Below are 21,750 nucleotides of genomic sequence, written 5' to 3' on the forward strand. Positions count from 1 at the left end.
TGTACTGGCCCCATTTACTGCTGGGGAGCCGCCTGTACCTGCACCGACACGGTCATCGACTCTTCGCCGCCGCCGTGGCGCACGCCGCGCACGGGCGAGGCCGAGTCGTAATCGCGAGCCACGGCCAGCCGGCAATGGCACTCTGACGCGAACTGGCGATTGGTGATGTCGACGCTGGTCCAGCCGATGTCGGCCAGCCAGACGTCGGCCCAGGCGTGGCTGGCGGCGTGTTCGTCCTCGGTGTACAGATAGCCGCTGACGTATCGTGCAGGCACGCCCAGGCCGCGCACGCAGGCCAGGAACAGGTGGGCATGGTCCTGGCATACACCATGGCCCAGCGCCAGCACCTGGCCCGCGGCGGTCGTGACGTCGGTGGTGCCGGGCTCATAGGCCACCCGGTCGGATATGGCGCCGGCCAGCGACAGCACATCGGCCGCGCTGCGCAGGCCGCCGGGCAGGGCGCGGTGCACGAAATCGCGAATCGTATCGTCGGCCTGGGTCAGCGACGTCTGCACGCAATAAGCGTGCACGGGCAGGCGGTTGTCTTCCGGGCGCAGGCGGCCATCGGGCAGCGGGGCGATGTCGACCTGGCCGGTCACGCACAAGTCGATACTGTCGTGCGGGCGCGGCAGCGTCAGCATGTGGGTGATATTGCCGTAGGCATCCACTTGTTGTTCCAGTGGGCCAGGGGCGTCGATACGCCAGCGCAAGGTGCGCTGGTGTTCGTCGGGGCGCGGCGTCAGCCGCAGGGTCTGGATGCTGTAGCCGACCGGCGCCGTATAGCGATACTGCGTGACGTGCCTGATGAGATGTTTCATGCGCGGCTCTCTTTCGTGTGTGCAGGCTAGGCCGCCAGCGGCACCAGGAAATCCTGGCTGATCCGGTTGCCCAGGTCATTGATGCGGTCCAGGAAACGTTCCAGATAGCGGTGCAGGCCGCCGCGCAGAATGTCTTCGACGCGGGCGTAGCGCAGCTCGGCATGCAGCATGCCGGCGCGCCGTTCGGTCTCGGCCGAGCGCTGGTTGGACACCAGCGCCAGGTCGCAGGTCAGGGCTTGCACCGAGGCCAGCAGCGAGCGCGGCATATCCGGGCGCAGGATCAGCAATTCGGCCACGCGGTCCGGCGTGATGACGTCGCGATATACCTTGCGATAGATCTCCAGGCCCGATACCGAGCTCAGCAGCGCCGCCCATCGGTAGAACTCGCTGGCGCGCGCCGGCGTGTCGCCGTCGGCCTCGTGGAACTTCACATCGAGCAGGCGCGCCGTGTTGTCGGCGCGTTCCAGGTGCATGCCCAGCCGCAGGAAATACAGTGCTTCGTCTTCCAGCATGGTGCCGATGGTGACGCCGCGCGCCAGGTGGGCGCGGAATTTCACCCATTCGAAGAACTCGCCCGGATTGCGTTCGGGTAACTGGTCTTGCAGGTGCCGCTGCAGTTCCAGCCAGGTGGTGTTGTAGGTTTCCCAGACTTCGGTGGTCAGGCTGCCGCGCACGGCACGGGCGTTCTCGCGGGCGGCGCGCAGGCAGGCGTAGATGGACGATTGGTTGGACGGTTCGCGCACCATGTGCTGCAGCACGTCCAGTGGCGTCACGGCGGGGTAGCGCGCGTCGTAGCCGTGCTGCAGTTCAGAGATATCCAGCACGGCGCGCCACAGGCCTTCGCGCGCCTGGGCGTCCTGCGGCAGCAGCGACATCTGCAGGTTCACATCCAGCATGCGGGCGGTATTCTCGGCCCGCTCGATGTAGCGGCACATCCAGAACAGGTTGTCGGCGGTACGGCTCAGCATGGTCAGTCTCCCAGTACCCAGGTGTCCTTGGTGCCGCCGCCCTGGCTGCTGTTGACCACCAGCGAGCCCTCGATCAGGGCCACGCGGCACAGCCCACCTGGCACGGTGCGGATATCCTTGCCGCACAGCACATAGGGGCGCAGGTCGACGTGGCGCGGTGCTACGCCCGATTCGACATAGGTGGGCACGGTCGACAGCGCCAGCGTGGGCTGGGCGATGTAATGGGCCGGCCGGCTGCGCACCCGTTCCTTGAAGGCCTCGACCTGCGCGCGCGTCGAGGCCGGGCCCACCAGCATGCCGTAGCCGCCCGCGCCATGCACTTCCTTGACGACCAGGTCGTGCATGTTGGCCAGCACGTGCGACAGTTCGTCGGACCGCGAGCAGCGCCACGTGGGTACGTTCGCCAGGATGGGTTCTTCCTGCAGGTAGAAGCGGATCATGTCGGGCACGTACGGGTACGTGGACTTGTCGTCGGCGATGCCGGTGCCGATGGCGTTGGCCAGCGTGACGCGGCCGGCGCGGTACACCGACAGCAGCCCCGGCACGCCCAGTGCGGAATCGGCGCGAAAGGTCAGCGGGTCCAGGAAATCATCGTCCACCCGCCGATAGATCACATCTACCCGGCGCGGGCCACGCGTGGTGCGCATGTACACCGTGTTCTGTTCCACGAACAGGTCCTGGCCCTCGACCAGTTCCACGCCCATCTGCTGCGCCAGGAAGGCGTGCTCGAAGTAGGCCGAGTTGTACATGCCCGGCGTCAACACCACCACAGTCGGGTTGTCGCTGCTGTGCGGCGCCACTTCGCGCAGGTTGTCCAGCAGCAGGTCGGGATAGTGGGCCACCGGCTTGACCCTGACGCGGCCGAACGCCTCGGGCATCAGGCGCATCGACATCTTGCGGTTTTCCAGCATGTACGACACGCCTGACGGTACGCGCAGGTTGTCTTCCAGCACATAGAATTCACCGGCGCCCGCGCGCACGATGTCCACGCCGGCGATATGGCAGTAGATGTCCTCGGCCACATCCACGTCCTGCATCTCGGGGCGGTACTGCGCATTCAGGAAGACCTGCTCGGCCGGCATCACGCCGGCTCGCACGATGTCGTGGCCATGGTAGATGTCGTGGATGAACAGGTTCAGGGCGCGCACCCGCTGCTTCAGGCCAGCATCCAGGCGCTGCCATTCGTCGGCGGGAATGATGCGCGGGATCAGGTCGAAGGGAATCAGCCGCTCGGTGCCCGCTTCGTCGCCTGCCACCGAGAAGGTGATGCCCACGCGCCGGAAGCTCAGGTCGGCCTCGATCTGCCGCGTCGCCATGGCGTCGGCGGGTTCTTGCGCCAGCCATTGCGAAAACGCCTGGTAATGAGGGCGTACCTGGCCCTGGGCGTCAACCATTTCGTCATACGCCGCGATGGGCGCAGGCTGGGGATGCTGCATGGCTCCTCCTGTATGCGATCCGGGCCTGCCGCGTGATCCGGATGGAGCCTGCGGCCCGAAGCGCGGGCATGGGTTGCATGCGCCGTACAGTGCTCAAGCAACCCCTGTGCCAACTCTGGCAAGGGATTGCGCATCATGCGCACCCATGCCGGTGCCTGGGAACGTTGTAGCAGAAGGGCTGCCGCGCAGGTAGCCGGGTTGGCCCGGGGGTGGCACCAAAGCAGTGCGCGCACCATCGTCGCGCAGGCCGTGGGACAAGGCGGTGCAGGGCTTTCCCCGTGCGGCATGGGTCAGCGTCAAGTATCGCAAAGACGGCGCGGACCGCCTGGTGTGCGGTCGGCGTTCAGCGCAGCACGTACGACCCGATCGTGCGGCCCGATGGCGCGCCGGGCCCGAGCAAGGGCGGCTCGGGCACCCAGCCATCGGGCGTCAGTATCGCGTCGAGCCGCACATCGTGCGCGGCCGGCTGGTAGTCGGCATCGAGCAGGCCTTCGTTCCAGGCAACGCCAATGGCGGTGAAGTCGTGCCCGGCCTGGCGCAAGTCGGCCAGCGTGCGGTCGTAGTAGCCGCCACCGTATCCCAGGCGGTCGGCCTGGACGGTATAACCCAGCGTGGGCACCAGGATGACGTCGGGGCGCAGCGCGGGGCGGTCGGCGGCCGGCTCTTGCACGTTGTAAAGGCCGGCGCTGAGCGTGTCGCCGGGCGTCCAGGCGCGGAACTCGAGCGGCGCGCCCGCCGCGCGGATGGCCGGCAGGGCCACGGCGACGCCGGCCTGTACCCATTGCTCCAGCAGGGGGCGCAGATCGGGCTCGTGGTCCAGCGGCCAGAAGGCCGCTACCGAGCCCGGCGCCGGTGTCCCGTGCTTGGCGGCCTGCTCGCGCACGGCATTCAGCCAGGTGTACAGGCGGCCTCGCATCAGCAGGCCGCCACGGCTGCGTTGGGCCTCGGGCAACTCGGCGCGGGCCTGTCGTAATCGCGTCCGTAGCGCGACTGCGTTATTCTGTTCGGAATTTGGAGTATTCATGCGGGTCGGCAATGCGTCAGTGGCTTGAATCGGGACGTTATCAGAAATCGGCGCGGGCCGAGCCACGGGGCCGTCGGTGGCTGCCGGTATTGGCGTTGGTCACGGCCGCCTGCAGCTCGGTGGATGCACAGCAACCGCGCCAGGCGGCCGCGGCGCCGACGCAGGCGGCACGCCCGGCAATCCTGGTGCCGCCGGCCAAGCTGGCCGGCCTGCCGCCCACGCCGCAGACCCCCGCCTTGCAGGCGGTGGTAGCTGCGCGCGAGGCCAATAGCCGCAAGCAGTGGTCGGTGCTGGGCATGTTGGTGCCGCAGGCGCGCGGCGACATACTGGGCAATTATCCGCAGTATTGGCTGCTGCGCTACCAAGTGTGGTCACCGCCGGGCAACGTGGTTCCGAAGGCCGAGGTGGCCCGTTTCCTGCAAGATAACGCCGGCACCTACATGGCCGAGCGCCTGCGCTCAAGCTGGATCCTGGCGGCGGCGCGCCGTGGCGATTTTGAAACCGTGCGTGAATTGGGCGATTTGCCCGATGCCAACGCGCAAACCCAGTGCGCCATGCTCGAAGCCCGGCACCTGACGGGCCAGCGGGCCACGGCCAGTCAGGCGCTGGCCATTTTCGCGCCCGGCCGGGATTGCTGGAACCTGTTCGACCAGATGGTGGCCGACAACATCCTGGGCTGGGACGAGCTCCAGCCGCAATTGCGTGCGGCCATTGAAACCGACCGCACCGGCGATGCCCGCAAGTTCGTCGCTTACATCTTCGAGCCCAAAGACCAGAAGGCCTTCGATGCCTTGCTGAAAAGCCCCATGAAGTGGCTGACCCGGCAAGACCACAAGCTGGTGGGCCGCAATGAAAAAGAATTGGCCACCCTGGCGCTGGCCCGGCTGGCTCGGCAGGATCTCGACGTGGCCGATGCGTACCTGCGCCGCGAATGGGCCGGCAACCTGCCGAAGTCGAACCTGGCCTGGGTACGCAACCAGTATGCGCTGATCGCCGCGCTGAATCTCGATAGCCGCGCCGATGGCTGGTACCGCGAGGCCGGCAACACGGTCGAGCTCACCGATTACAACGGTGCCTGGCGCGTGCGTTCGGCGCTGCGCCAGCCCAAGGTCGATTGGCGCTGGGTCATCGAGTCTGTCGAGCACATGCCCAAGGCCCAGCAGGCCGAGTCCGTGTGGGTCTACTGGAAGGCGCGCGGCGAAGCGGCGCGCGGCCGCGACACGCAGGCGCGCCGAGCCTACGCCGATATCGCCGACCAGTACAACTTCTACGGGCAGTTGGCGGCCGAAGAACTGGGCCGCTCGATCACGGTGCCGCCGCGCCCGGCGCCCGTCACCGACCAGGAAATGAGCGAGGCGCGCGCCAACGCGGGCCTGCAGCGTGCCGTGCACCTTTTCCGCCTGGGGTGGCGTTCCGAGGCCGTGGGCGAATGGAATTTCGCCTTGCGCGGCATGTCCGACCGCCAATTGCTGGCCGCGGCAGAGCTGGCGCGCGCCGAAGACATCTACGACCGGGTGGTCAACACGTCTGAGCGCACCGCCAAAGAGGTGGACTTCACGCAGCGCTACATCGCGCCCTTCGAAGGTCGTGTCACGGCCCAGGCCAATGCCATCTCGCTGGATCCGGCCTGGGTATACGGCCTGATCCGCCAGGAATCGCGCTTTGTCATGGACGCGCGTTCGCACGTGGGGGCCTCGGGGTTGATGCAATTGATGCCTGCCACTGCCAAGTGGGTGGCGCGCAAGATCGGCATGGCCGATTTCTCGCCGTCCAGCGTCAACGACTTCGACACCAACACCCTGTTGGGCACCAACTACCTGAATATCGTGCTGACCGGCCTGGACGGGTCGCAGGTATTGGCCAGCGCCGGCTACAACGCCGGGCCGGGCCGGCCGCGCAACTGGCGCGCCACCTTGTCGCATCCCGTGGAAGGCGCCATTTTCGCCGAGACCATCCCGTTCACGGAAACCCGCTTGTATGTCAAGCACGTGATGTCCAATGCCACCTACTATGCCGCCATGTTCTCGGGGCAGCCGCAATCGCTGAAGGCCCGGCTGGGGCAGATCGAGCCGCCTTCGGTGCGCACGGCCGAACTGCCGTGAGCGCGTCCGCCCAGCCGTCTGGCGACCCGGACTGCGACGGGCTGCAGGTATATATCGTGGGCGGTGCGGTGCGCGACGCGTTGCTGGGCCTGCCCGCCGGCGACCGCGACTGGGTGGTGGTGGGCGCCACGCCCGAAGACATGGCGCGCCGCGGCTTCATTCCCGTGGGCGGCGATTTCCCGGTGTTCCTGCACCCGCGCACCAAAGAGGAATACGCGCTGGCCCGCACCGAACGCAAATCGGGCCGCGGTTACAAGGGTTTCACGTTCCATACCGGGGCCGACGTCACGCTGGAACAAGACCTGCTGCGGCGCGACCTGACCGTCAACGCCATCGCGCGCACCCCGCAGGGCCAGTTGCTGGATCCCCTGGACGGGTCGGCCGATATCCGGGCCCGCGTGCTGCGGCACGTGGGTGAAGCGTTTGCCGAAGATCCGGTGCGCATCCTGCGCCTGGGCCGGTTTGCCGCGCGCTTCGGCGATTTCACGGTCGCGCCCGAAACCTTGGCGCTGTGCCGCCGCATGGTCGATGCGGGCGAAGCCGACGCCCTGGTGCCGGAACGGGTCTGGAAAGAACTGTCGCGCGGGCTGATGGCCGCCGCGCCGTCGCGCATGCTGGACGTGCTGGCGCAATCGGGCGCCTTGGCGCGGGTGATGCCCGAACTGCAAGGCGTGCCAGGCGTGGGCATCGACCTGGATCGCGCCGCCCGCGCCGGGCTGGCGTTGCCGGGCCGCTACGCCTTGTTGTGCCGCCAGACCCCCGAGCGCGATGCCATGAGCCGCCGCCTGCGCGTGCCCACCGAGTGCGCCGACCAGGCGCGCCTGTTGCCGCAGGTGGTCGATGGGGTGGGTGCCGGTCAGCCGCCGGCACAACTGGCGCTGATCGAGTCGTGCGATGCACTGCGCAAGCCGGATCGCTTTGCCGCGCTGCTGCAGGCCGCCGCCGTGGTCACCGGCGTGGACCTGCCCGCCTGGCAGCGCCGCGTCGATGCCGTGCGCGGCGTGGATGCCGGTGCCATTGCGCGCTTGTGCGCGGGCGACCCCGCCCGCATCAAGCCGGCGCTGCAGCAGGCCCGCCTGGCGGCGTTGGCCGGCCCTGCGGGCTAGGGTGCGTTCGCACTAAAGCGCCGCCAGCCGGTCTCCGCGCACGAAGCCGCGCAACGGCGACGGGATGCCGCGTCCCACGGCCAGCACTTTGAACAGCTCGCCCATCTCGGCTTCGCTCAGCAGTTTCTGCACGGGCGCAACAAGCTGCGCATAAGCGCGTGCATCGGCCGGATCGTGGCCGGCCAGCAGTTCGGCCAGCCCTGCATTCATCAGGAACCGCGCCTGCGAGGTATAGCCCAGCACCTGCAGTCCCGCGTCCAGCGCCGCGTCGGCCATGGCGGTGAAGTCGACATGGGCGGTGATGTCCTGCACGCCAGGCGCCGTCAGCGGATCGGCATGGGCGTGGTGGCGCAGGTGGCACATCAGGGTGCCGCTGGCGCGCTGCGGGTGGTAGTACTCGCGGCGCGGGAAGCCGTAATCCAGCAGTAGCGCGGCACCGTGCGCCAGCCAGCCGCCCATGGCCTGCATCCAGGCCTCGGCCTGCAGATTGATTTCGGAGACGTAGCCAGGCAAGGGCGGCATGCGGCCGGCCACGGCGCGGGCCAGGGGGCCGCCTGCGGGGCGGTCTTGCCAGGCGAACTCGCCGGCCGGGTCCAGCGTAACGCCGCGCTCTTGCACGGTGCCGTCCTCACCCCAGCGAAACAGCGATACCGGCATGGCATCGAGTACTTCGTTGGCCAGCACGCAGCCCGCAAAGCGCTCGGGCAGTGCGTCCAGCCATTGCACGCGGGCGCCATAAGGCGCCAGGCGCGCCTGCTGGCGTGCCCGCAGGTCGGCGGATACTTCAAGGATGCGGTACTGCGCGGCCACCCCCAGCGCGTCCAGGGCAGCCAGCACGCTGTCGGCCAGGGCGCCGGTGCCGGCACCGAACTCCAGGACGGTGTGGGTGCCGGTGTCGGCCAGGATCTGGGCAACCTGCCGCGCCACGGCCTGGCCGAACAGCGGGGTCAGTTCAGGGGCGGTGACGAAATCGCCCGGCGCGATGGGAATGCCTTGCGCAGTGGCCTGGGGCGAGGCCAGCTTGATATTGCCGGCGGTGTAATAGCCCAGGCCGGGCGCATAAAGCGCTTGCGCCATCCAGCTGTCGAAGGGCAGCCATCCGCCGTGGTCGGCAATGGCCTGGCGCAGGTGCGCGGCCACGCGCGCACTGTGGCGCGCGCTGTCGGGATCAAGGGCAGGTAAAGAGGCGGCGGCAGGGCGAGGCATGGGCGTTATTGTCCCATGCCACCCCTGTCATACGCTTAGCCGCGGCGGGCGCCGCCGGGTTTGCCGTAGTGCTTGGCGGGGCCGCCGGCGCGTTGCGCGAACGGCTTGGACGTCGGGCGAAAGCCGCTGGGACGGTGCTCGGCGCCACGGGAATCGCCTTCGGTGCGTGCCGGGCGCGGCTGGAATTCACCACGAGGCTTGAAGTCACCGCGGGCCTGGAATTCGCCACGGGGCTGGAACTCGCCGCGTCGGGCGCTGTCGCGCTGCGGGCGCGCCTCGTAACCGCCGGCTGCGGGCCGGGCGTCGCGTTCGGCACGCCAGTCGCTGTGCTGGGGGCGGTCGCCAAAGGCACGCGCCGGACGGAATTCGCGGTCGCCTGCCGGGCGAGCCGGCCGGTCGTCACGGCTGCGGAAACCGCCTTCGCGCGGCGGGAATTCGCTGCGAGCACCGCTTTCGCGGGGCTTGTAGCCGCCTTCACGCGGTGCGTCGGTGCGCAGGCCGCCATGGCCGCCGCGTCCTTCACGAAACTGCGGACGGTCGCCGCCGAAGCCGCCGGGGCGCTTGCCGAACGGCTTGCCGCTACGGCCGGGAGCCCCGGTATGGGGACGCGGCGTGCGCTTGGGTTCCAGGCCGACGATGGTCTCGGGCGTGATCGACCGGCCAATGTAGTGTTCGATGCGGCGCACCTTGTGGCGCTCGGCATGCGTGGCCAGCGTGAAAGCCTGGCCATCGCGGCCGGCGCGGCCGGTACGGCCGATGCGGTGCACGTAGTCTTCGGCCTGCATGGGCAGGTCGAAGTTGACGGCATGGCTGATGCCTTGCACGTCGATGCCGCGGGCTGCCACGTCGGTGGCCACCAGGATGCGCAGTTGGCCGCGCTGCAGTTGGGTCAGCGTGCGAGTACGCTGGCGCTGGTTCATGTCGCCATGCAGGGCGGCGGCCGCGAAGCCCTGGTCGGCCAGGCGGTCGGCCAGGTCATCGGCGCCGCGCTTGGTGGAGGTGAACACAATGGCCTGGTCCAGCTTGGCATCGCGCAGCACGTGATCCAGCAACTGCATCTTGTGGCTGGCGTCGTCGGCGTACAACAGGCTTTGCGTGATGTTGGTGTGCTTTTCTTTCTGGCTCGCCAATTCGATGCGCTGCGGTTCGCGCATCATGCGCGCGGCCAGTTTGGCCACGGTGCCGTCCAGGGTGGCCGAGAACAGCAGCGTCTGGCGCTCTTGGGGCAGGCGCCCGACGATGGTTTCAATATCTTCGATGAAGCCCATGTCCAGCATGCGGTCGGCTTCGTCCAGCACCAGGGTGTGCACGGTGTTCAGCTTGACGCGGCCGGCCTTCAGGTGGTCGATCAGGCGGCCGGGGGTGGCCACCAGCACGTCGACGCGACGCGACAGGGCCTTCAATTGGGCGCCGTAGGGCATGCCCCCCACTACGGTGGCGGTACGCAGGCCGGCCAGGTTGCGGCCGTACGAGCTGGTGGCTTCGGTGACTTGCAGGGCCAGTTCGCGGGTGGGGGTCAACACCAGTACTTGCACGCCGACGCCCTTGTTGCCGGGCTGGCCGGCAATGCGATGAAGGGCGGGCAGCATGAAGGCGGCGGTCTTGCCGCTGCCTGTTTGCGAAGACACCATCAGGTCATGGCCGGCCAGCGCTTGGGGGATGGCAGCAGCCTGGACGGCGGTGGGGGCGGAAAAGCCGGCGTCTTGCAGGGCCGACAGCAGAGCGGGCGCAAGACCCAGGGTTTCAAAAGACATCACTTGTCCTTGCCGCGCATAGCGGCGCATGTGCCGGGAAAGCCGAAGGAAAGCGGCCGGATCCGGGCGACGGTTGATGGAGCATCGTGCCGACCGAATCAACCGTGCGCGCGGCGCACTGCATGGAGCGCGAGGCGAAAGGAAAGGAGGTCAGGAATCGATGATGTCCGGCATGGGGTCGGAATGCTGACCCAACGAACTGCATAAGTAGCCGCGCAATGACGCGGGATTTATGCCGGAACAAATTTGTGCAGTGCCGCGATCATAACCCGAATTCTGTTTGACGTATATAGGTTGTATTTTCTGTGGTCCAGTCAATAGGGGTTTTGCCTTGTCCGGCCAGCCAGGCGTTGACCCGCGCGAAATGGCCGCAGCCCAGGAAGGGCACCGGCGGGCGCCGGGCGGACAGCGGCGAGGGATGGTTGGCCGTCAGGATCAGGTGGCCACTGTTGCTGGGCAGCAACGCTTGCTTGGCCTGCGCATGGGCGCCCCACAGTAAAAACGCCTTGGGCGATGGATCGCGCGCCACCAGGCCTATCAGCGCATCGGTCACGGTTTCCCAGCCGCGCTTGGCGTGAGAGGCGGCTTGGCCATCTTCTACCGTGAGGCAGGTATTCAATAGCAGCACGCCCTGGCGCGCCCACCGCGACAGGTCATTGCCCTGCGGCAGTGCGGTGCCGGGGCAGTCCTGGGCGATCTGGTTGAAGATGTTGCGCAGGCTGGGGGGGCGCTTGCAGTCGTCGGGTACCGAGAACGCCAGGCCCTGGGCCTGGCCGGGGCCATGGTAGGGATCCTGGCCCAGTATCACCACCCGCACGTCGGCCGGCGACAGGCCGTCCAGCGCCCGGAACGGCGTAGCGGGATACACCACGGCACCGGCGGCCAGCCGCTGTTCGACGTACGCGGTGACATCGGCCAGGGCGCGCGCCACCGGAGGGCCTTGCAAGGCGGCCTGCCAGGCGTGCGGCAGGCGGGCGGCCTGCTCGGCCAGGGAGTTTTTCTGCAAGCGGTTGTCATATGCCATGGGCGGGATTCTTGCATAGCGGCAGGCGCGCCGGGGTAATGCGCGGACAAGGCAGGCCGCGCGGCCTGAAACAGCATGAATCTCTTTCTGCACCGCACCATGCCCCTGGCGCAAGACAGGCGTGTGGCCCGGGAGTAAAGTAAACAAGGCTGTTCCGGCCAGGCACCTATTCCTATTGCAGGCGCCGCCGGCCAGCGGTTTTCAGGAAAGACGAACATGAAGTCCCGATTCTGGCGCGCGGCCGCGGTCGCCGTCGCGCTGACAACACTCAGTGGCCAGGCCATGGCGCATGGCGGGCACCGCTATCACGGCGGCTATTACAACAGCGGCTGGTGGATCGGCGGCGCGGCCCTGCTGGGCACGGGCGTGGCGCTGGCCCTGAGCAGCGGCCCTCGCTACGGCTACGGCTATAGCGGTGTCACGTATGTGTCGCCGCCGGTGTACTACCCGCCCGTGCAGTACGCCGCACCGGTATATGCGGCTCCGTCAGTTGTCTACCCGGCCCCCGCGGTGGCGTATCCGGCACCGCGGGTGACGTATTCGGCACCACCGCGCGTGGCGTCGTCCAGCCTGGATGTGATCGCGTATCCGGCCAAGGGACAAAGCGATGCGCAGCAGGCGCGCGACCGCCAGGAATGCAGCCGCTGGGCCATGAACCAAAGCGGCTTCGATCCCGGCAACATCAGCGAATACACCACCAGCGTATCCACCGAGTCGTACAGCCGCGCCATGGGGGCGTGCTTCAAGGGGCGCGGGTATAGCATCAACTAGGAGCGTGCTGGCGCAGGATGGGATTTGCACGTCAGCGAATCGGCAGGGCGTACATCAGGCCGCCCTGGGTCCATTGGGCGTTCAGGCCGCGCTCGATTTTCAGGGGGCTGCCGGCGCCCACGTTGCGGTCGAAGCTTTCGCCGTAATTGCCGACTTGCTTGATGATGTTGTAGGCCCATTTTTCGTCCAGCCCCATGTTGGCGCCGGCGCCGGGCGTGACGCCCAGGATGCGGCGGATGTTGGGGTTGGGGCTTTGCGCCTGATCATCGACATTGGCCGTGGTAATGCCGTATTCCTCGGCTTCGATCATGGCCGACAGCGACCAGCGCACGATATTCAGCCAGGCATCGTCGCCCTGGCGCACGAAAGGCCCCAGGGGCTCTTTCGAGATGATCTCGGGCAGCACCAGGTAGTCGTCCGGATTCTGCAGCTTCGAGATGCGGATCGAGGCCAGGCCCGAGGCGTCGGTGCTGAATACATCGCAGCGCCCGGTGGCGAAGGCGTTGACGACTTCATTGAACGTCTCGATCACGACCGGCTTGTAGTCGACCTTGTGTGCGCGGGCCCAGTCGGCCAGGGTGTTCTCATTCGAGGTGCCGGTTTGCAGGCAGATGGTGGCGCCATTGAGTTCGGTGGCGCTTTTCACGCCCAGCGACTTGGGCACCAGGAAGCCCTGGCCATCGTAGAAATTGATGCCTGCGTGGATGATGCCCAGCGCCGTGTCGCGCTGCTGGGTTACCGTGGTATTGCGCGTCAGCACGTCGATCTCGCCCGACTGCAGGGCGGTGAAGCGCTGCTGGGAATTCAGGGGCACGATCTTGATCTTGGCGGCATCGCCAAAGACGGCGGCGGCGATGGCGCGGCACAGGTCCACATCCAGGCCGCGCCACACACCTTTTGCATCCGGTGCCGAGAAGCCGGCAAAGCCTGTAGTGGTGCCGCAGCGCAGTTCGCCGCGCTTTTTCACGACATCCAGGGTGGCGGCTTGCGCGCCGGCCATGGCGCTCAGCAGCAGTGCGGCGCCGATCATTACTTTTGCAATCTTCATGGTGTGCTTCCCGTAGGCGCAGGCCCGCGACAATGCCGGCCTGGTATCGAACCCGACAGAGTAGCGAGCTTGCCGGGGCTCGCCAAATAACCCAATCTTCGTAAGATATTCGCGACGGTGGATATTGCGAAACCGCAAACGTTCTTGCAATAGGCTGCCCGGCCGGGCCTTAAGGCCAATGCCGTTGCGCAGCAGGGGTAGACTCGTTCGCAACCGTGCTTTCTGCACGGTATTTTCCTTCAGTTCAATACGCCATGGCCCAAATCTCCATTTCCCCGTCTGCCCTGCACCGGCCCAGCGAACCGCAACAGCCTCCGCCGTCGGGCTGGGCCCTGTTCGCGCTGGGGTTCCGCCCGTTCTACCTGGGCGGCGCGATATTCGCTGCCCTGGCGATCGCCATCTGGGCGGCGCAGCTGGCCGGGGTGGTGCCGCCGCCGGCCGGCTCAATGGGCCTGGCGCTGCTGTGGCATGCGCATGAAATGGTGTTCGGCTTTGCGGCAGTGATCGTAGTGGGGTTCCTGTTTACCGCCGGGCGTGCCTGGACCGGCGTGGAAACGCCCGCCGGCGGTGCCCTGGCCGCCCTGACGGCGCTGTGGCTGGCTGGCCGGCTGGCCATGTGGTTCGCCCCGCCGCCCCTGGCGGCACTGCTCGATGGCCTGTTCCTGCCTTTGGCGGCGCTGGCGTTCACCCGGGTGCTGATGCGCGCGGGCAACCGCCGCAACTATCCTATTGCGCTGGCCTTGTGGGTGTATGCCGCCCTCAACCTGGCGTACCACGCCTATGCCTGGCAAGGCGATGCGGCCCTGGCATTGCGCGCCTGCGTGGCCGGGCTGGCCCTGCCCGTGCTGTTCGTGACGGTGATCGGCGCGCGCGTGCTGCCCATGTTCACCACCAATGCCGTGCCCGGCTTTCGCCTGAAAGCCCATCCGCGGCTGGGCAAGCCCATCGTGGCGGCCACGATCGCGGCGCTGGTTGCCTGGGTGCTGGCGGCGCCCGGCTGGGTGGTGGCGCCGCTGTCGGCCCTGACGGGCGTGCTGCTGGCCGTGCGCGTGGCGGGTTGGCGCGGCTATGCCGTAGGCAACCGGCCCATCTTGTGGATCTTGCACCTGGCCTATGCCTGGCTGCCGGCGGGCTTCCTGCTGCTGGCGGCCAGCGCACTGGGCTGGGTGATGCCCGGCGTGGCCGAACATGCGTTTGCCGTAGGGGTGGTGGGCACGGCCATCATTGCCATGATCACGCGCACGGCGCTGGGCCATACCGGCCGGCGGCTGGTGGCGGGGCGTTCCGAGGTGGCCGCGTACTGGCTGATCGTGGTGGCCACGCTGCTGCGCGTAGGGGGGCCGCTGTTGTGGCCTGCCGGCTACCTGCACTGGGTCTACGGCGCGGCGCTGTGCTGGGTGATCGGCTTCGCGCTGTATGCCCTGACCTACGCGCCGCGCCTGGCGCGTCCGCGCGTCGACGGCAAGCCGGGCTGAATCCCTGTGACGGTCATGCGGCTGTGAGAAAATGGCCGCACTCCAGACCGTCACGTCCATGGCCACTACCAAGAAGCCCGCAGCCTCCAGCGCCGAACCTGTTGCCCCGCAAGCGGCCCCGGCCGCCATGCTGGCGCGCATCGAAGGCCTGCTGCCGACCATGGGGCCGGCCACGCAGCGTATCGGCGAATTCGTCATCCGCAATCCCGGCCAAGTGGTGCACATGTCGGTCAGCGAGGTGGCCGAGAAAACCGAATCCAGCGAAGGCAGCGTCATCGGCTTTTGCAAGATGGTGGGCGCAACCGGCTTTCAGCAATTGAAGATCGCGCTGGCGCAGGAAATCGTGCGGCCGGTGCAGTACATCCACGAAGACCTGGCTCCCGAAGACAGCGCCGGCACCGTGGTGGCCAAGATCTTCCAGAGCAACATCCAGGCACTGCAGGAAACCGCCTCGGTGCTCGACACCCAGGCCTTGCAGCAGGCCGTGCAGATACTGGCCCAGGCCCGTCGCATCGAGATCTATGGCATAGGCAGCTCGGCCACCATTGCCGAAGACGCCCACTACCGCATGCTGCGCATCGGCCTGAACGCCACCGCGGTTACCGATTCGCACGTGCAGGCGATCAGCGCATCGCTGACCGGCCCCGACGTGGCGGTGCTGACGATCTCGCATTCGGGCAGCACCCACGAAACCGTATTGGCCACGCGCCTGGCCAAAGAGGCCGGCGCGCGTACTATCTGCATTACCAATTTTGGCAAGTCGCCGATCCAGGCCTTTGCCGATGTGCTGTTGCACACCATCGCCCGCGAAACGCGCTTTCGCACCGAGGCCATGACCAGCCGCCTGGCGCAACTGGCCATCATCGATGCGCTGATCGCCTGCCTGGCGCTGTCGAACTACGACAAATCCGTGGCCACGCTGAAAAGCACGTTCAACGTGCTGTCGCTCAAGCGGTACTAGGCCGCACCGCGCCCCGGCAGTCCCGAGCGCGCGGTGCAATCGCGCGCCAGCAGTTGCGCCGGCGTGGCGGCCATGGCTTGCGGGCCGGTTCCCAGCAGCACGTATCGCAGGCCGGCGCGTGCAGCGCCCGCCGCATCGGTGGCGGGATTGTCGCCAATGACCAGCGTGGCGGCCGGCGTGCTTCCCAGCCGGCGCAACCCCTCGGCGAACATGGCGGGCCCGGGCTTGCCGCATACGTGCCGGGGCCGGTTGCCGGTGCAGGCCATTACCGCCTGCAGCAGCGTGCCGGTTTCCGGCACGATCTGCCCGTCGGGGCCGGGATGGGTGCGGTCGATGTTGCTGGCCACCAGCTTGGCGCCACGGGCCAGCTCGCGGGCCATGGCGGCCAGTGCCGCATAGTCGAAGGTCTTGTCCAGCGCCAGCGCCACCACATCCGCATCGCGTTCCACTAGCCGGCACCCGCGTGCCGCCGCCTGGCGTTTCAGGGCCGGTGTGGCGCGCATCAGTATGCGCGCGCCCGCATGGTGGGCGCGCAGGTATTGCACCATTTGTTCGCCCGCCAGCACCAGGTCGCCGGCGCGCACGGGCAGCCCCATGCCGCGCAGGCGCCGCGCCATCTGGTGCGCGGTATGCGTGGAATTGTTCGACACGATGACGAAGCGCCCGTGAAAAGCGCGCAGCAGCTCGGCCGCGCCTTCAATGGGTTCATGTTCGCGGATCAGCGTGCCGTCCAGGTCCAGGATCAAGCTGGGCTGGCCGGCGTGCCAGGGTGTGTCTTCAGGGTTGGGTGCGGATGCGGCGGGGCAGGCCAGGGAAGGCGAATCGTAGGCAGTCATGCGGGCGAGATCGGGACGACAACAACACAGCCAGTTTAGCTGAATAAAGCTCATTTTGTAATAAATAATATTTGAGCATCATTCATTTCATTGTCATCTTGCCTGCCTAATCTTGCATCCCATCTGCTGCATCCCACCCGCAAGAGGACCCCGACATGAACTCGCTATCTTCCCGCCCCTGGGCCGCCCTGGCGGCCAGCCTGCTGTTATGCCTGCTGACTGCCTGCGGCAGCGGCAGCGACGACGACGATTCTTCCAGCCAACCCGAAACGCCCGAGAACCCGGGCCCATCGGCGCAACTGCGCTGTGCGCCCTGAGCGGGGCCGCCCCCAATCGCGAGCTGCATGCCCCCCTTCTTCCCATTCCGCGTGAGACCTTCATGACCAAGCCTATTTTTCCTGCGCCTGGCGACAGTGCGCCCCGCCATGCGGCCCGCCGCGACTTCTTGCGCAAATCGGCCGGCGCCATGGGCGCCCTGTCGGCGGCCGCCCTGCTGCCCGCTTCCATTCAACGCGCCCTGGCCATTTCGGCGGCTGTCGAAACCGGCACCATCCAGGACGTCAAGCACGTGGTCATCCTGATGCAGGAAAACCGTGCCTTCAACCATTACTTCGGCGCCATGCGCGGCGTGCGCGGCTTCGGCGACCGGTTTCCCATTCCGCTGGCCAGCGGCAAGTCGGTGTGGTTCCAGTCGGACGGCACGAAAGAAGTGCCGCCCTATCACCTGGACCGCGAATCGATGAACGCCATTTTCGTGCCGGGCACGCCGCATTCGTTCTCTGACGCGCAGGCCGCCTGGAACCAGGGCAAGTTCGGTTTCTGGCCCCAGTACAAGAATGTGCATTCCATGGGGTACTACCGGCGCACCGACATTCCGTTCCAGTATGCGCTGGCCGAGGCATTCACGATTTGCGACGGCTACCACTGTTCCATTACCACCGGCACCGATCCCAATCGCATCGTGTTCTGGTCGGGTTCGAACTTCAATCCGGAACTGGGCCGCCTGGGCATCAACTGCACCGATTCCGATTCGGAGCCGAACAACCTGCGCTGCTGGATTACCGGCGCGCTGCCCGAGCCCGGCTACACCTACCAGGGCTCGTCGTTCAAGTGGCCGACACTGCCCGACCTGCTGGAAAAGGCCGGCGTCAGCTGGCGCTTTTACCAAGACCCGAACAATAACTGGACAGGCGCCATGCACGGCGGCCTGGCGTTCGAATCGTTCCGCACGGCCGAGCCAGGCTCGCCGCTGTACGAAAAGGGCATGAGCCACTACAGCCTGGAAGCCCTGACCAACGATGTGCGCAACAACACCTTGCCCGAGGTGTCGTGGGTGCTGCCCTCGCCGCCCGAGTCCGAGCATCCGGGCGGCGGCGGCAGCACCTCGCAGGGGGCCGACTACATTTCGCGCGTGCTGGACGCGCTGACGGCCAATCCGGAAGTCTGGGCCAAGACGGCGTTCTTCATCACGTTCGACGAGAACGATGGCCTGTTCGACCACCTGCCGCCGCCCGCCGTGCCTTCTTACGATGCCGACGGCAAGTTGATGGGCAAGTCCACCGTGGCGCTCGATGGCGAGTACTTCTCGGATCCGGCGCGCAAGTACCTGAAGGCCGACGACACCATCAGCGGCACCACGCGCCCCTGGGGCCTGGGCCCGCGCGTACCGATGTACGTGATCTCGCCCTGGAGCCGCGGGGGGTGGGTCAGTTCCGAAGCGTTCGACCACACGTCGGTGGGCCGTTTCCTGGAGAAGCGCTTCGGCATCACGGTCGACAGCATCAGCCCCTGGCATCGCGCCGTGTGCGGCGACCTGACCTCGGCCTTCGATTTCGAAACCCCCAATGACCCGTCGTTTCCCACCCTGCCCGACAATAGCGACTACGCTGCCCAAGAGGCCCAGCAGCGCACCATGCCGCGTGCCGATCCGCCCCTGACACCACAGCCGCTGTACCAAGAGCCCGGTACCCGTTATTCGCGCGCCTTGCCGTATGAATTGCATGTCAGCGCCCGGGTGGGCGACGATGGCCGCGTGAAGCTGATCTTCAGCAACACCGGCAAGGCTGGCGCCGTGTTCCATGTGTACGACAAGAATCACCTGGACCTGATCCCGCGCCGCTACACGGTCGAGGCCGGCAAGATGCTGGAAGACGACTGGGATGCGCCGGCCGACGGCGGCGACTACGACTTGTGGGTATACGGTACCAACGGCTTCGTCCGTACCTTCAGCGGCAATAGCGGCACGGGCGCCAAGGTGGAAGCGCAGGTCTGCTACGACGTGAAAGAAGGCAGTGTCTATGCCAAGGTGGCCAACAACGGCACCGCGGCAGCCCGCGTCACGCTGCAGGCCAATGCCTACCGCACCGATGGGCCCTGGGCGCTGGACGTGCCGGCCGGCCAGGTGGCCGAACAGCATTGGGTCTTGGCCGACAGTGGCAACTGGTACGACTTCACGCTAGAGGCCGACGGACTGGCGCGCCGCTTTGCAGGCCGTGTCGAAACCGGCAGCCACACGGTCAGCGACCCGGCCATGGCCACCACCCTCTGAACCCTGGGCGCCGCGACGCACGCCCGACGGCGTGCGTGCCCGCGTGCTTGCGTCGCGGCACCTGCATACGTTTACTTTCCGAGGCTAGACATGAAACGCATCAAGACGGCCCCGCGCGGGCCGGGGGCGCACTCGGCCATCGCGGCCGCGATATGGGCGGTTGCCAGCGGGCTGGCGCAGGCACAGCCGGTACAGTGGGACGGCAGCAACTACGCCGTGGGCAACAATGCCGGCCAGGATGTTTCCACACAATGGAACCTGGCGGTGGGCGAAGCGGCGGGCTCGAATGTGTCGGGCGGCAATGCCAACCAGGCCATCGGCTTCAATGCCGGGCAGGACGTGCAGGGCGGCTGGAACCAGTCGATCGGCCGCAGTGCCGGGCAGGATGTCACCGGCAACTACAACAACGCGGTGGGTTTCTGGGCCGGCACCGGCGTGACCGGCAGCCAGAACACCGCCATCGGCTCGAATGCGGGCCGCAACGTGGCCGGCAGCAACAACCAGGCGCTGGGCAACGGCGCCGGACAGAACGTCAGCACGAACTGGAACGTGGCCATCGGCGAGGGCGCAGGCTCGAATGTGGGCGGCAAGAATGCCAACCAGGCCATTGGCTACTACGCGGGCACCAATGTGCAGGGTGGCTGGAACCAGTCGTTTGGGCGCAGCTCCGGGCAGAACGTCACCGGCGACTACAACAACGGTCTTGGTTTCTGGGCCGGCACCGATACGCGCGGCAACCAGAACACGGCCATGGGGTCCAACGCCGGGCGCAACGTCACCGGCGATTCCAACCAGGCCATCGGCCAGGACGCAGGCCGCGATGTGGCCGGCAACAACAATCAGTCCGCAGGCCAGAATGCCGGGCAGCAGGTGCGGGGCAACGGCAACCAGGCCAGCGGCATGAACAGCGGCCAGGCCGTTGCGGGCGACAACAACCTGGCCACGGGCTCGTACGCCGGCAGCGATGTCACGGGCAGCAACAACCAGGCCAGCGGCCTGGGTGCCGGCCGCGGGGTCCGGGGCTCGAACAACGTGGCGCAAGGCACGGGCGCGGGCCTGGGCGTGCAGGGCAGCGGCAACGTGTCGATCGGATCGGAGGCAGGGCGCGGCATCACGGCCGACCGCGCGGTGTCGATCGGCAGCGCCGCGGTGGGAGGCGCCAGCGACAGCGTGGCGATAGGCACGAGCGCCCAGGCATCGGCGGCCAACAGCGTGGCGCTGGGCGCCGGTTCCCAGGCCGTGCGCGGCGCCCGGGCCGACTACCAGGCTTATGGCATGGCCAGCCCGCAGTCATCGACTGGCGAGCTGAACGTGGGCGGCCGCCAGATTACCGGCGTGGCCGCCGGCAGTGCCGATACCGATGCGGCCAATGTGGGGCAACTGCGATCCGTGACCCAGAACACCGAACGGGGCCTGTCCAGCCTGCGATCGCAGGTGCACAGCATGGACCGCGAATTGCGGGCCGGGGTCGCGGCGGCCATGGCCACGGCCGGCCTGCCGCAAGCGTATCTGCCCGGGCGCAATATGGTGTCGTTGGCCGGAGGCGCGTGGAACGGCGAATCGGGCTATGCGCTGGGCGTGTCGCGTGTGTCGTCCAGCGGTAGCTGGGTGGTGAAGGCCGCGGCCAACGGGTCGTCGCGCGGTGACATGGGGGGGGCCGTGGGGGTGGGGTATCAGTGGTAGCTCTTGGTGTCGGGTGTGCGCGGGTTTATTTCAATGCCATAGCAGGGCGTTCAGGGCTTCCGGCAGGCGGTTGCGGTAGCGGGGTAGCAACTGGTGGGTGCGCGCCTGGCGGGTGTGCCAGTCTGGCGGTTCGGTGCCGGGAGGGACGCGTGGCGGGGCCCAGATGGCGTCGGGGAAATGGCGGTCGCCGCGCCAGCGGGGGATGATGTGCCAGTGCAGGTGCGGCACCATGTTGCCCAGCGATGCCAGGTTGATCTTGTCGGGCGCCAGGATGTCGCGCTGGACTTGTTCCACGGCGTACACGGCGCGCATCAGCAAGTCGCGCCCGTGCGTGGACAGGCTGGTCATTTCGGGCAGGTGGCCGTTCCAGATGACGCGGGTGAAGCCGGGGTAGTCGGCGTCGTCTACCTCGATGACGCGCAGGTGCGCGCCGCGCCACAGCAAGGTGCCGCCGTCTTCGCGGCATAAAGGGCAGTCGGGGTCGCGCGTGCTCACAGCGCCTTCCGGTACTGGATGAAGCCGGGGCGGTCGGCGATGCGATCGTAGAGCTGCATGGCGGTGTGGTTGGTTTCGTGCGTCAGCCAGTACACGCGGGCGGCATTGACGGCCCGGGCCTGGGCATACACATGTTCGATCAGGGCGCGGCCATGGCCGCCGCCGCGCACGTCGGGCGCCACGAACAGGTCTTGCAGGTAGCAGTAGTCGCCGGCTGTCCAGCACGACCGGTGCAGCACCCAGTGCACCAGGCCCACCGCGCGGCCGTTGTCGTAGGCCAGCGCCGCATGCATCGGTTCGGCCGGATCCAGGAAGCGTTCCCAGGTGGTGCGCGTGACGGCGTCGGCGATGTCGACGTTGTAGAACGCCTGGTATCCCTTCCACAGCGGTAGCCAGGCCTCGAAATTGGCGGCGCCTACGGGGCGGATGTCGGCAGAGGGTTTTGCAGCAGTTTTCATGGGCATTTGGGCGTATGGACGTGGGACGTGTGGGCAG

19 protein-coding genes are annotated in these 21,750 nt (G+C 67.4%); 8 read left to right on the top strand and 11 right to left on the bottom strand.

Annotation, left to right across the window (positions count from 1 at the left end):
- Positions 1-14: 14 nt before the first annotated feature.
- The 4 genes from KW845_RS21295 to KW845_RS21310 form a co-directional block, all read right to left on the bottom strand.
- Positions 15-818, bottom strand: coding sequence for a transglutaminase family protein (locus KW845_RS21295; protein WP_218371310.1), 804 nt, complete (start codon positions 816-818; stop codon positions 15-17).
- A gap of 26 nt (positions 819-844) precedes the next feature.
- Positions 845-1,786: an alpha-E domain-containing protein gene (locus KW845_RS21300; protein WP_218371311.1), complete on the bottom strand. Its 942-nt coding sequence runs from the start codon at positions 1,784-1,786 to the stop codon at positions 845-847.
- 2 nt (positions 1,787-1,788) lie between these two features.
- The gene (locus tag KW845_RS21305; RefSeq protein WP_218371312.1) at positions 1,789-3,222 is read right to left on the bottom strand and encodes a circularly permuted type 2 ATP-grasp protein; all 1,434 of its coding nucleotides are present in this window, start codon (positions 3,220-3,222) and stop codon (positions 1,789-1,791) included.
- A gap of 343 nt (positions 3,223-3,565) precedes the next feature.
- Positions 3,566-4,246, bottom strand: a complete 681-nt coding sequence (locus tag KW845_RS21310; protein WP_218371313.1) for a 5-formyltetrahydrofolate cyclo-ligase — start codon at positions 4,244-4,246, stop codon at positions 3,566-3,568.
- An 11-nt stretch (positions 4,247-4,257) separates the two neighbouring features.
- Here KW845_RS21310 and KW845_RS21315 point away from each other — a divergent pair, with 11 nt between their 5' ends.
- Both KW845_RS21315 and KW845_RS21320 read left to right on the top strand, forming a co-directional pair.
- Complete coding sequence (locus tag KW845_RS21315; protein WP_218371314.1) at positions 4,258-6,348, top strand: lytic transglycosylase domain-containing protein; 2,091 nt, start codon at positions 4,258-4,260, stop codon at positions 6,346-6,348.
- The gene (locus KW845_RS21320) at positions 6,345-7,454 is read left to right on the top strand and encodes a CCA tRNA nucleotidyltransferase (protein ID WP_218371315.1); all 1,110 of its coding nucleotides are present in this window, start codon (positions 6,345-6,347) and stop codon (positions 7,452-7,454) included. The genes KW845_RS21315 and KW845_RS21320 overlap by 4 nt, the downstream gene beginning before the upstream one ends.
- A gap of 12 nt (positions 7,455-7,466) precedes the next feature.
- Here KW845_RS21320 and KW845_RS21325 read toward each other — a convergent pair whose 3' ends face one another.
- The 3 genes from KW845_RS21325 to KW845_RS21335 form a co-directional block, all read right to left on the bottom strand.
- Positions 7,467-8,660, bottom strand: a complete 1,194-nt coding sequence (locus KW845_RS21325) for a class I SAM-dependent methyltransferase (protein ID WP_218371316.1) — start codon at positions 8,658-8,660, stop codon at positions 7,467-7,469.
- Positions 8,661-8,695: 35 nt separating this feature from the next.
- Positions 8,696-10,414 carry a DEAD/DEAH box helicase gene (locus KW845_RS21330; protein WP_218371317.1) on the bottom strand — a complete coding sequence of 573 codons (1,719 nt, stop codon included), beginning with the start codon at positions 10,412-10,414 and terminating at the stop codon, positions 8,696-8,698.
- 262 nt (positions 10,415-10,676) lie between these two features.
- Positions 10,677-11,438, bottom strand: a complete 762-nt coding sequence (locus tag KW845_RS21335; protein WP_218371318.1) for a uracil-DNA glycosylase — start codon at positions 11,436-11,438, stop codon at positions 10,677-10,679.
- A gap of 216 nt (positions 11,439-11,654) precedes the next feature.
- Between KW845_RS21335 and KW845_RS21340 the strand changes: the two genes are divergently transcribed.
- The gene (locus KW845_RS21340; protein WP_218371319.1) at positions 11,655-12,209 is read left to right on the top strand and encodes a hypothetical protein; all 555 of its coding nucleotides are present in this window, start codon (positions 11,655-11,657) and stop codon (positions 12,207-12,209) included.
- A 31-nt stretch (positions 12,210-12,240) separates the two neighbouring features.
- Here the strand turns inward: KW845_RS21340 and KW845_RS21345 are convergent, their stop codons facing one another.
- Positions 12,241-13,257, bottom strand: coding sequence for an amino acid ABC transporter substrate-binding protein (locus tag KW845_RS21345; RefSeq protein ID WP_218371320.1), 1,017 nt, complete (start codon positions 13,255-13,257; stop codon positions 12,241-12,243).
- A 254-nt stretch (positions 13,258-13,511) separates the two neighbouring features.
- On the opposite strand from KW845_RS21345, the gene KW845_RS21350 reads away from it, so the two are divergent.
- Entirely contained in the window at positions 13,512-14,732 is a 1,221-nt protein-coding gene (locus KW845_RS21350) for an NnrS family protein (protein ID WP_218371321.1), read from the top strand.
- A gap of 31 nt (positions 14,733-14,763) precedes the next feature.
- A complete protein-coding gene (locus KW845_RS21355; RefSeq protein ID WP_255592775.1) occupies positions 14,764-15,693 on the top strand; it encodes a MurR/RpiR family transcriptional regulator in 930 nt (309 codons plus the stop codon).
- Here KW845_RS21355 and KW845_RS21360 read toward each other — a convergent pair.
- On the bottom strand, positions 15,690-16,529 hold the full coding sequence (locus KW845_RS21360) for an HAD-IIA family hydrolase (protein WP_218371322.1): 840 nt from the start codon (positions 16,527-16,529) through the stop codon (positions 15,690-15,692). The two genes, KW845_RS21355 and KW845_RS21360, sit on opposite strands and share 4 nt — an antisense overlap.
- Positions 16,530-16,684: 155 nt before the next feature.
- On the opposite strand from KW845_RS21360, the gene KW845_RS21365 reads away from it, so the two are divergent.
- The 3 genes from KW845_RS21365 to KW845_RS21375 all read left to right on the top strand — a co-directional run bounded on the left by KW845_RS21365 (position 16,685) and on the right by KW845_RS21375 (position 20,760).
- Positions 16,685-16,846 carry a hypothetical protein gene (locus KW845_RS21365; protein WP_218371323.1) on the top strand — a complete coding sequence of 54 codons (162 nt, stop codon included), beginning with the start codon at positions 16,685-16,687 and terminating at the stop codon, positions 16,844-16,846.
- A 62-nt stretch (positions 16,847-16,908) separates the two neighbouring features.
- Positions 16,909-19,077: a phosphocholine-specific phospholipase C gene (locus tag KW845_RS21370; protein WP_218371324.1), complete on the top strand. Its 2,169-nt coding sequence runs from the start codon at positions 16,909-16,911 to the stop codon at positions 19,075-19,077.
- Positions 19,078-19,167: 90 nt separating this feature from the next.
- Positions 19,168-20,760, top strand: coding sequence for a YadA-like family protein (locus tag KW845_RS21375; RefSeq protein ID WP_218371325.1), 1,593 nt, complete (start codon positions 19,168-19,170; stop codon positions 20,758-20,760).
- A gap of 30 nt (positions 20,761-20,790) precedes the next feature.
- Here KW845_RS21375 and KW845_RS21380 read toward each other — a convergent pair whose 3' ends face one another.
- Complete coding sequence (locus KW845_RS21380; protein ID WP_218371326.1) at positions 20,791-21,255, bottom strand: HIT family protein; 465 nt, start codon at positions 21,253-21,255, stop codon at positions 20,791-20,793.
- Positions 21,252-21,713 (bottom strand): GNAT family N-acetyltransferase, encoded by a 462-nt coding sequence (locus tag KW845_RS21385; RefSeq protein ID WP_218371327.1) that lies wholly within the window; start codon positions 21,711-21,713, stop codon positions 21,252-21,254. Before KW845_RS21385 ends, KW845_RS21380 begins: the two co-directional genes overlap by 4 nt.
- Between the last annotated feature and the right edge of the window lie 37 nt (positions 21,714-21,750).

Origin of the sequence: Bordetella sp. BOR01, assembly GCF_019218885.1 — a bacterium.
Taxonomy (GTDB): Bacteria; Pseudomonadota; Gammaproteobacteria; order Burkholderiales; family Burkholderiaceae_B; genus Bordetella_A.